The following is a 10,110-nucleotide window of genomic DNA, read 5'->3' as shown; positions in this document are numbered from 1 at the left end:
GTCATCGTGCAGGTCTTCGTCTACAAGCGCACCGGCAAGCGCGTGTTCCGCATGGCGCCGATCCACCACCATTTCGAGCAATTGGGCTGGAAGGAATCGACCGTCGTCATCCGCTTCTGGATCGTCTCGATCGTGCTCGCGCTGATCGGCCTCGCCACCCTCAAGGTGCGCTGAGAGGATGATCGTCTCCCCCGCTTTTGCCGGCAAACGTTATGCAGTCCTCGGGCTTGCCCGCTCGGGGCTCGCGAGCGTCGATACGCTGCTGGCAAGCGGGGCCGATGTCACGGCATGGGACGGGCGCGAGGATGCCCGCGCTGCCGTCGAGGGCCGGGCGACCATCGCCGATCCTCTGGCGATCGATCTAACGGGCTTCGACGGCGTCGTCGTCTCCCCCGGCGTGCCGCTCAACCGCCATCCCATTGCCGCCCACGCGGGCAGCTTCGGCGTGCCGATCATCGGCGATATCGAGCTCTTTGCTCAGGCCCGCGCCAATCTGCCGGCGCACAAGGTCGTCGCGATCACTGGCACCAACGGCAAGTCGACCACCACCTCGCTGATGCACCACATCGTCAAGTCGGCGGGCCTGCCGACCGAGATGGGCGGCAATATCGGCCTCCCAATTCTCGGTCAGCCGCCGCTGCCCGAAGGCGGCGTCTATGTGCTGGAGCTGTCAAGCTACCAGATCGACCTGACCTACAGCCTCCACGCCGATTTGGCCGCATTCATCAACCTCAGCCCCGATCACCTTGATCGCTACGACGGCTACGAGGGCTATGGCGCCTCCAAGGCGCGCCTGTTCCAGATGCAGCAGGCCGGCCAGTTCGCGGTGTTCGGCTGCGGCGATGAGGATACCCGCCGCATCGCCGCCGAGATTGCTGCAAACCGGCCGGACGGCGATATCGCGGTGGTCGATCCCGCCGCGCTGACGGGGCAGGCGGACTGGCCCTCGCTGCAGGGGCCGCACAATCTCCAGAACGCTGCCATTGCCGTCGCCATGGCCAAGCGCCTCGGCATTACCGAAGAGGTCTGGCGCGCCGCGCTCGCCAGTTTCGTCGGCCTGCCGCACCGCATGGAGCGCGTGGCAGAGGCGAACGGCGTCCTCTTCATCAACGACAGCAAGGCGACCAACCCCGCCTCCACCGCGCCCGCCCTGGGTGCGTGGCCGCGCGTCCACTGGATCCTGGGCGGCCTGCCCAAGAGCGACGACCTGGACGCCTGCGCTCCCTATTTCAGCCATGTCGTGCAGGCTTATACGATCGGTGAGGCGGGTCCGCGCTTTGCCGACATCCTCGAACCGCTCATGCCGGTGCAGCGCAGCGAGATGCTGGGCGATGCCGTGCGCCAGGCGATGGATGCGGCGCAGCCCGGCGATGTCGTCATGCTCTCGCCGGCCTGCGCCAGCTTCGACCAGTTCCGCGATTTCGAGGCGCGCGGCGATTGCTTCCGCCAGATCGTCACCGCGCTGATCGCCGAACGAGGTGCCGCATGAGCGCGCACCAGCCCACCCGGCAGGTCGCAACCCCACTGCCCGGCGGCGGCGTGCGCATTGCGCCGCGTACCAATCGCTATCGCCGCACCCGCCGCAGCGAGCTCGTCATCTGGTGGCGCGAGATCGACCGCGTGCTGCTCGCGCTCGTGCTCATGCTGGTCACCGTCGGCACGGTAGCAGTCGCGGCCTCGTCCCCGGCGAGCGCGCACCGCCTTTCGACGCAGACCAAGACGCTGGGCGATCTCTATTTCTTCTTCCTGCACTTGCGCTTTCTCTGCGTCGGGCTTCTCGCGATGTTCGTCGCCTCGCTCCTGCCGAAGGAGACGACGCGGCGGCTGGCGATCCTGCTGGCGGCCGCCATGCTCGTCGCGCTCGTGCTGGTGCCCTTCCTCGGCAACGAGGTGAAAGGCGCCAAGCGCTGGCTGTGGATCGGCTTCAGCTTGCAGCCGTCCGAGTTCCTCAAGCCCGGCTTCGCGGTCGCGGTGGCGTGGGTCCTCTCGTGGCGCGTGCGCGATCCGAATATCCCGGTGATTCCGATCACGCTCGGTCTGATGGGGGTGATCGGTATCTTGCTCATGGCCCAGCCCGATTTCGGCTCGACCGTGCTGTTCGGCGGGGTTTGGTTCGTGCTGGTGCTGCTCTCCGGGCTCGATCTCGCCAAGGTCGGCTGGAGCCTTGGCGGGGGCATCGCCGCCGTTGTGCTCGCCTATTTCTTCTACCCCAACGCCACGCACCGCATCGACGCGTTCCTTTCTGGCGGCAGCGAGTTCGATCAGGTCGACCTTGCCATGCGCACGCTGGTCAGTGGCGGGTGGAGCGGCTCCGGGCTTTGGCTCGGCAGCCGCAAGATGGCGCTGCCCGAAGCGCATACCGACTATATCTTCTCCGTGATCGGCGAGGAATTCGGCCTGATCGCCTGCGCGCTGATCGTGGTGCTCTATTGCGCCATCGTCATCCGCGTGATGATGCGTCTGGCCGATGAGGAAGACCTCTTCACCGTGCTCGCCGCGGCGGGCCTGACGGCGCAGCTGGCGGGGCAGGCCTTCATCAACATCCTCGTCAACCTCCAGCTGTTCCCCTCCAAGGGCATGACGCTCCCGCTCATCAGCTATGGCGGGTCTTCCACCATCGCACTGCTGCTCGGCGCCGGGTTCCTCCTCGCCATCACGCGGCGCAATCCCTATCTTTCGCGCGAGACGACGGACATCAGGGAGCTCGTGCGCACATGACAAACCATATCCCCGGGGTCTCGCGCCATTTCGTCCTCGCGGCGGGCGGCACCGGCGGCCATCTGCTGCCCGCCTTTGCCCTTGCGACCGAGCTGGACCGGCGCGGGCACCATGTCGCGCTGGTGACGGACGAGCGCGGCGCGAAGATCCCCGGCAAGCCCGCTTTTCTCCCCGCGCACGTGCTTCCCGCAGGCCGCCTCGGCAAGAACCCCATCGCGCTCGCCAAAGGGCTCTCGGCGATCTGGCGGGGCCGCGCGATGGCGTTGCGTCTGTTCGAGAGCTTCCAGCCGTCCTGCGTCGTCGGCTTCGGCGGCTATCCTGCGCTGCCGGCGCTGCTCGCCGCGCGCTCGGCGAAGATCCCCACAGTAATCCACGAGCAGAACGCGGTGCTCGGCCGGGTCAACCGCCTGCTCGCCAAGCGCGTCGATGCCATTGCCACCGCCTACATGGAAGTCGAGCGGCTCGATCCGAAGCTCTGGGGCAAAATTCACCGCGTCGGCAATCCGGTGCGTGCGGAAGTCCTCGCGCTGCGCGGGGAGCCGTTCCCGCCCTTCAGCGAGGACAGCCTGTTCCGTGTGCTGGTGACGGGCGGCAGCCAGGGCGCCTCGATCCTGTCCGAAGTCGTGCCCGATGGCCTCGCCATGCTCCCGCCCGCGCTGCGCCACCGCTTGCAGGTGACGCAGCAGTGCCGCCCGGAAGACCTCGAGGCCGTGCGCGCGCGTTATGCCGGGCACCAGATTCCTGCCGAGCTCGGCACCTACTTCGAGGACATGGCGAGCCGCCTTGCGGAGACGCACTTGTTCATCGGCCGCTCTGGTGCATCGACGATTGCGGAACTGACCGCGGTCGGCCGTCCCGCGATCCTCGTTCCGCTCCCCATCGCCACCGACGACCACCAGGCCGTCAACGCGCGCGAAATGGTCAAGGCCGGCGGGGCGAGAGCAATCCGCCAGCCGGGCTTCACCCCCAAGGAGCTCGCCAAGCAGATCCAGGCCATGGCGCTCGGTCCCGCGGCGCTCGCCAATGCCGCGCATGCCGCCTGGAATTGCGGTCTCCCCAATGCGGTCAAGGACCTTGCCGATCTCGTCGAAGGCTTCGGTGGTGTCCCGCTGATGGATGTGATCCGCATGGAAGGCGCGGCGCAGACCGCCAGCACCCAGCAGGCGCTCGCCAAGGAGACTGCCGAATGAAAGGCGTCGGCACCGAGATCGGCACGATCCACTTCGTCGGCATCGGCGGCATCGGCATGTCCGGCATCGCCGAGGTCATGCACAACATGGGCTATTCGGTGCAGGGCTCCGACATGGCCGAAAGCTATGTTGTCGATGGCCTGCGCCAGCGTGGCATTCCGGTGATGATCGGCCAGCGCGCGGAGAACGTCGCAGGCGCGGCGGTGGTCGTCACCTCGACCGCTGTGAAGCGCGACAATCCCGAAGTTGTCGCGGCGCTTGAAGCCCGCGTCCCTGTGGTGCGCCGCGCGGAAATGCTGGCTGAACTGATGCGGCTCAAGAACACCGTCGCGGTGGCGGGCACGCATGGCAAGACGACGACGACCTCGATGGTGGCCTGCCTGCTCGATGCCGGCGGGATCGATCCCACCGTGATCAACGGCGGCATCATCAATTCCTATGGCTCCAACGCACGGCTGGGCGACAGCGAGTGGATGGTGGTCGAGGCCGACGAGAGCGACGGCTCGTTCCTGCGGCTCGACGGCACGCTGGCGGTCGTCACCAATATCGATCCCGAACACCTCGATCACTACGGCTCGTTCGAGCGGGTGAAGGACAGCTTTGTCGAATTCATCGAGAACGTGCCGTTCTACGGCGCGGCGATCCTGTGCATCGATCATCCCGAAGTGCAGGCGATCATCCCGAAGGTGCGCGACCGCCGCGTGGTGACCTACGGCTTCTCCGCACAGGCTGACGTGCGCGGCGAGGCGGTGACGCCGATCCCCGGCGGCAACCGCTTCACCGCCGTGCTGCGCCAGCGCGATGGCAGCTTCCGCCGGATCGAGGGCATCGAGCTGCCCATGCCCGGCCGCCACAATGTGCAGAATGCATTGGCCGCCGTCGCCGTCGCGGTCGAAATGGGCGTTTCGGAAGAGCTGATCCGCACCGGCTTCGGAAAGTTCGGAGGCGTGAAGCGCCGCTTCACCAAGGTCGGCGAAGTGGACGGGGTTACCGTGATCGACGACTACGGCCACCACCCGGTCGAAATCCGCGCCGTCCTAGCTGCCGCACGTGAGGGCGTGCAGGGCCGCGTCATCGCCGTCGTCCAGCCGCACCGCTTCACCCGGCTGCGCGATCACATGGAAGACTTCCAGGGCGCGTTCAACGATGCCGATGTGGTCTATGCCGCGCCCGTCTATCCCGCAGGCGAGCAGCCCATCGAGGGCGTCGACAGCGCGGCGATGGTCGAAGGCATCAAGGCGCGCGGGCACCGCTCGGCGCACCTGATCGCAGGCGCGGATGCGCTGGCGGTGGAACTTGCCGGCGTGGTCCAGCCGGGCGACATGGTCGTGTGCCTCGGCGCGGGCGACATCACCAAGTGGGCCGCCGGGCTGGCGGACGCGATTGCCAAGCAGCGGGGGGCGGTGTGACCACGCTGACGGCCATCCCCGAGGTTCGCGGCAAGCTCACCCCGAACGCCCCCCTCGCGCCGCTCGTCTGGTTCAAGTCCGGCGGCACGGCGGAGTGGCTGTTCGAGCCCAAGGACGCGGCCGACCTGCAGGACTTCCTCGCCGGTCTCGCGCCGGACGTCCCCGTCATGGCGCTCGGCCTCGGCTCCAACCTGATCGTGCGCGATGGCGGTGTTCCCGGCGTCGTCGTCCGCCTCGGCAAGGCGTTTGCGCAGGTCGAGAAGGTGGATGAAGTCACCCTCAACTGCGGCGGAGGCGCCTCGGGCATCCTAGTTTCCAGCACCGCGCGTGACAACGGGATTGCAGGCCTCGAATTCCTCCGCTCGATCCCCGGCACGGTCGGCGGCTTCGTGCGCATGAACGGCGGCGCCTATGGCCGCGAGGTGAAAGACATCCTCGTCGATTGCGACGTGGTGATCCGCTCAGGCGAGATCGCCACGCTGCCGCTCAGCGAACTCGGTTATACCTACCGCCATTCCGAACTCGTCGATGGCTGCATCGTGGTGGCTGCGCGCTTCCGTGGGGCTCCGGGCGAGCCCTCCGCAATCCAGACCGAGATGGACCGCATCTCCGCTGCGCGCGAGGCGAGCCAGCCGCTGCGCAGCAAGACCGGCGGCAGCACATTCAAGAACCCGGATGGCGGCAAGGCGTGGGAGCTGGTCGACAAGGCCGGCTGCCGGGGCCTCATGCTCGGCGGCGCGCAAGTCTCCGAAAAGCACACCAACTTCCTCATCAACACCGGCGAGGCCACCAGCGCGGAGATCGAAGCGCTGGGCGAGGAAGTGCGGCGGCGGGTGAAGGACCATTCTGGCGTGGAGTTGCAGTGGGAAATTCAGCGGGTGGGCCGGCCGTGACGCTCCCCAAACTCCATATCGCGGTCCTCATGGGCGGCTGGTCTAGCGAGCGCCCCGTCAGCCTCATGTCCGGCGAAGGCGTCGCCAAGGCGCTGGAAGCCAAGGGCCACCGCGTCACCCGCATCGACATGGGCCGCGATGTTGCGCAGCGGCTTGCCGATGCCGCGCCCGATGTGGTGTTCAATGCGCTCCACGGCACACCGGGGGAGGATGGCACCGTGCAGGGGCTGATGGACCTGATGGGCCTGACCTATACCCATTCCGGCCTCGCCACTTCGGTCATCGCGATCGACAAGCAGCTCACGAAGCAGGCGCTGGTGCCGCATGGCATCCCCATGCCCGGCGGCCGCATCGTGCGCTCCGAAGAGTTGTTCGAACGCGATCCCCTGCCGCGCCCCTATGTTGTGAAGCCGGTCAACGAAGGCTCCTCGGTCGGTGTCGCCATCGTCACCAAGGATGGCAACTACGGCGATCCGATCAATCGCGATTCCGTGGGCCCGTGGAACGAATTCGACGAACTCCTCGCCGAACCCTTCATCCGCGGCCGGGAACTCACCACGGCGGTGCTGGTGGACAAGGCGCTCCTTGTCACCGAACTGCGCCCCAAGTCCGGCTTCTACGATTTCGACGCCAAGTATACCGACGGCATGACCGACCATATCTGCCCGGCCGAAATCCCCGAAGAGATAGCCGAGGCCTGCAAGGACATCGCGCTGCGGGCGCATCAGCTCCTGGGCTGCAAGGGCACCAGCCGCAGCGATTTCCGCTGGGACGACGAGCAGGGTGTCGAAGGCCTCTTCCTGCTGGAGGTCAACACCCAGCCGGGCATGACGCCGCTCAGCCTCGTGCCCGAGCAGGCCAAGGCGCTCGGCATGGAGTACGGCGATCTCGTGGAGGCTATTGTCGCCGACGCGCTCGCTTCAGCGAAGAAGGAGGCCTGAGCCATGGCGCAGACCATTCGCCGGGGCGGGAAAACGGTGCGCAAGGTCGCGGCGGCCAGCGGCACCAAGCGCAAGGTTCACGCCGCGCGCCGCCAGACCGGTTCGCTGCTCGATCAGATCATGCAGTGGATGCCCTTCAGCGAGGAAACGCTGCACCGCATCCTGATGGTCGTGATCCTCGGCGGCGCGGCGGTGCTGGCGTGGATCGTCGCCAGCATGGCGGGCGTGCCACAGCTGGTCGAGGCCGAGATGGCGATGATTGCCGGCAAGTCCGGCTTCGAGGTCAAGCGCGTCGAAGTGCGCGGCGTCAACCGCATGAACGAACTCAAGATCTACGAGAAAGTGCTCGGCCAGCGCGATCAAGCCATGCCCCGGCTCGATATTGCGGCCTTGCGCAATGATCTGCTCCAGCTTTCCTGGGTGAAGGATGCCCGCGTCTCGCGCCAGCTGCCCGATACGCTGGTGGTCGATGTGATCGAGCGCAGCCCACACGCCGTGCTGCGCCGCGACAACAAGCTGACGCTGATCGACGAGACCGGCCATCCGCTTGAAGCGGTGAATCAGGCCAAGGCCAAAGGTCTCCTCGTCCTCTCCGGCAACGGCGCCGAAGCGCGCGTGCCGAATCTCGTCCATTTGCTCGATGCCGCACCCGCCATTCGCACGCAGGTGGCGGAGGCCGAATGGGTCGGCAACCGCCGCTGGAACCTGACCTTCAAGACTCGGCAGGTCGTCGCGCTTCCCGAAGGCGAGACTGAAGCCGCGAGCGCGCTCCTCACTTTCGCGCGGATGGACGGCGTCGATCGCCTGCTCGGCGGCAAGGTGGCCAGCTTCGACATGCGCAACCCGGACCGCATCTATATGCGCGTGCCCGGCCGTGCCGATGAAGTGGCCGCCGCTGCCCGCGCGGAACAGACCGCCAAGGCCAATGCCGCCGCCGCCAAGACCGCAGCAGCCCGCAGCGCCGTCGCCTCTGCCGCAACCGCCAAGGTCGCCCCAACCAAAGTCGCTGTCGCCAAGACCGCACAGGATTGATCGTCCGGCCATGGCTGCCCCCCGCATCACAAAGGTCTTCGCGGCCGTCAATCTCGGCTCGTTCCGGGTCTCGGCGATCATCGCCGGGCTGACCGAGGCGGGCGAGATGGTCGTGATGGGCTCAGGCCACCGCCAGTCGCAGGGGATCAAGCGCGGTTATGTGACGGATATGGTCGCCGCCACGCATTCGGTGCGCGATGCGATAGAGCGCGCCGAGAAGATGGCCAATGCGAGCGTCCAGAGCGTGTGGATCGGCTGCTCGGGCGCGGGGCTAGCCAGCACCACCGCCAAGGTCGAAGTCGAAATCGGTGGCCGCCGCATCGAGAGCGATGATATCGAGCACCTGCTCATCGCCGGGCGCGAGGTGATCCAGCCCGATGGCCGCACCGTGCTCCACGCCCAGCCGGCGCACTACACGCTTGATGGCGCGGACGGCGTGCCCAATCCCAAGGGCCTCCATGCCGAGCGGCTCGCGGTCGATATCCATGTCATGCTGGCGGACGGCGCGCCGGTGCGCAATCTCAAGGAAACGGTCGAAAACGCGCATCTCCGGGTTGAGGCTGTCGTGGGTTCGCCGGTCGCGGCGGGCCACGCCTGCCTCTCGACCGAGGAGCGCGAACTTGGCGTGGCGCTGATCGAATTCGGCGCGGAAGTGACGACCGTTTCGGTCTACGCGGGCGGCATGCTGCTCGGCATGCAGGCAATTGCCTTCGGTTCGGGCGATATCACCGATGCCATCGCTTCGGCCTTCGGTATCCGCCGCTATCAGGCCGAGCGCCTGAAGTGCATGGCGGGGTCCGCGCTGGCGAGCCCTGCCGATCACCGCGAGATGATCCCGGTCAATGCCCCCGGCGATCCGGAGCAGGGCGCACCCGTGGCGCGCCACGCCGACGACAAGAACCGCATTCCCCGCGCCGAGCTCGTCTCGGTGATCACCCAGCAGCTCGGCGTGTTCACCGATGAAGTGGGGCGCGCGCTGAAGGCGCTGGGCTTCAATGGCAAGCGCGGCCAGCAGGTCGTGCTGACGGGCGGCGGCGCGCAGCTTCCCGGCCTTGCCGACTATGCGCAGGCCGCGCTCGGCCGCCCGGTGCGCATCGGCTCGCCGCCGACCATGCTGGGCCTGCCGCCGGGTCATGCGACGCCGAGTTCGTCGACGCTTGTCGGCCTCATGCTCTATGCTGCGGCCGATCCGGTCGATATCCGCAAGATCGGCCCGACCTGGGGACCGACGCAGTCCTACAGCGGAGTCGGCCTGCTGCAGCGCATCTGGCGTGCGATGAAGGACTATTTCTGATGGTGGAGGGCCGTTCTAGCCCTCCTACTTGTGGAAAAACCTGTCGAAGCTTTGATTCGGTGAAACGATCCGTGCCAAAGCAATTGTTACGATTTTCGGGGCACCGTTTCCGGCCCCCCGCAGACCCGCACGGGAGAGCGCTATGAGCATCAACATCGGACCGCCGGCCATCGACGAACTGCGGCCGCGCATCACCGTCATCGGCGTGGGCGGGGCGGGCGGCAACGCCATTGCCAACATGATCAACGCGAAGATCGAGGGCGTCGACTTCGTCGTCGTCAACACCGACGCGCAGGCGCTCAACAATTCGATCGCGGACAACCGCATCCAGCTCGGGCCGGACATGACGCAGGGCCTCGGTGCCGGCGCCCGTCCCGAAGTCGGCCGCGCCGCTGCCGAAGAGACGATCGAGGAAATCGAGCGCGCGCTTGAAGGCGTCCACATGTGCTTCATCGCGGCGGGCATGGGCGGCGGCACCGGCACCGGCGCCGCGCCGGTCATCGCCGAAGCCGCGCGCCGCAAGGGCGTGCTGACGGTCGGGGTGGTGACGAAGCCCTTCCTGTTCGAAGGCACGCGCCGCATGCGCGCCGCCGAAAGCGGCATTGCCGAGCTGCAGAAGCACGTCGATACGCT

General features: G+C 67.2%; 8 protein-coding genes and 2 pseudogenes. All 10 read left to right on the top strand.

The annotated features are described in order from the left end of the window. Positions 1–174: pseudogene (gene mraY, locus K5Q19_RS15200) on the top strand (phospho-N-acetylmuramoyl-pentapeptide-transferase); the annotation flags it as partial. A gap of 4 nt (positions 175–178) precedes the next feature. Next, positions 179–1,489 carry a UDP-N-acetylmuramoyl-L-alanine--D-glutamate ligase gene (murD, locus tag K5Q19_RS15195; protein WP_292946852.1) on the top strand — a complete coding sequence of 437 codons (1,311 nt, stop codon included), beginning with the start codon at positions 179–181 and terminating at the stop codon, positions 1,487–1,489. Then, a complete protein-coding gene (locus tag K5Q19_RS15190) occupies positions 1,486–2,718 on the top strand; it encodes an FtsW/RodA/SpoVE family cell cycle protein (RefSeq protein ID WP_292946849.1) in 1,233 nt (410 codons plus the stop codon). The genes murD and K5Q19_RS15190 overlap by 4 nt, the downstream gene beginning before the upstream one ends. Before the next feature lie 8 nt (positions 2,719–2,726). Beyond that, complete coding sequence (murG, locus tag K5Q19_RS15185) at positions 2,727–3,908, top strand: undecaprenyldiphospho-muramoylpentapeptide beta-N-acetylglucosaminyltransferase (protein ID WP_292946855.1); 1,182 nt, start codon at positions 2,727–2,729, stop codon at positions 3,906–3,908. Then, on the top strand, positions 3,905–5,317 hold the full coding sequence (gene murC / locus K5Q19_RS15180) for a UDP-N-acetylmuramate--L-alanine ligase (RefSeq protein WP_292946846.1): 1,413 nt from the start codon (positions 3,905–3,907) through the stop codon (positions 5,315–5,317). The genes murG and murC overlap by 4 nt, the downstream gene beginning before the upstream one ends. Further along, entirely contained in the window at positions 5,314–6,210 is an 897-nt protein-coding gene (gene murB, locus K5Q19_RS15175) for a UDP-N-acetylmuramate dehydrogenase (RefSeq protein ID WP_292946844.1), read from the top strand. The genes murC and murB overlap by 4 nt, the downstream gene beginning before the upstream one ends. Beyond that, positions 6,207–7,151, top strand: coding sequence for a D-alanine--D-alanine ligase (locus K5Q19_RS15170; protein ID WP_292946841.1), 945 nt, complete (start codon positions 6,207–6,209; stop codon positions 7,149–7,151). Before murB ends, K5Q19_RS15170 begins: the two co-directional genes overlap by 4 nt. Positions 7,152–7,154: 3 nt before the next feature. Further along, complete coding sequence (locus K5Q19_RS15165) at positions 7,155–8,183, top strand: cell division protein FtsQ/DivIB (RefSeq protein WP_292946838.1); 1,029 nt, start codon at positions 7,155–7,157, stop codon at positions 8,181–8,183. 10 nt (positions 8,184–8,193) lie between these two features. Then, positions 8,194–9,477, top strand: a complete 1,284-nt coding sequence (gene ftsA / locus K5Q19_RS15160; RefSeq protein WP_292946835.1) for a cell division protein FtsA — start codon at positions 8,194–8,196, stop codon at positions 9,475–9,477. Between the two features lie 142 nt (positions 9,478–9,619). Continuing rightward, positions 9,620–10,110, top strand: a pseudogene (locus tag K5Q19_RS15155) (cell division protein FtsZ); the annotation flags it as partial.

Source organism: Novosphingobium sp. (assembly GCF_019748365.1).
GTDB lineage: Bacteria > Pseudomonadota > Alphaproteobacteria > Sphingomonadales > Sphingomonadaceae > Novosphingobium.
This window is presented reverse-complemented; position numbering and strand designations above follow the sequence as displayed.

Bases quoted from the DNA above. Each gene is read 5' to 3' on its own strand.
- murD (WP_292946852.1), top strand. From the start codon at position 179: ATGATCGTCTCCCCCGCTTTTGCCGGCAAACGTTATGCAGTCCTCGGG.
- K5Q19_RS15190 (WP_292946849.1), top strand. From the start codon at position 1,486: ATGAGCGCGCACCAGCCCACCCGGCAGGTCGCAACCCCACTGCCCGGC.
- murC (WP_292946846.1), top strand. From the start codon at position 3,905: ATGAAAGGCGTCGGCACCGAGATCGGCACGATCCACTTCGTCGGCATC.
- K5Q19_RS15165 (WP_292946838.1), top strand. From the start codon at position 7,155: ATGGCGCAGACCATTCGCCGGGGCGGGAAAACGGTGCGCAAGGTCGCG.
- ftsA (WP_292946835.1), top strand. From the start codon at position 8,194: ATGGCTGCCCCCCGCATCACAAAGGTCTTCGCGGCCGTCAATCTCGGC.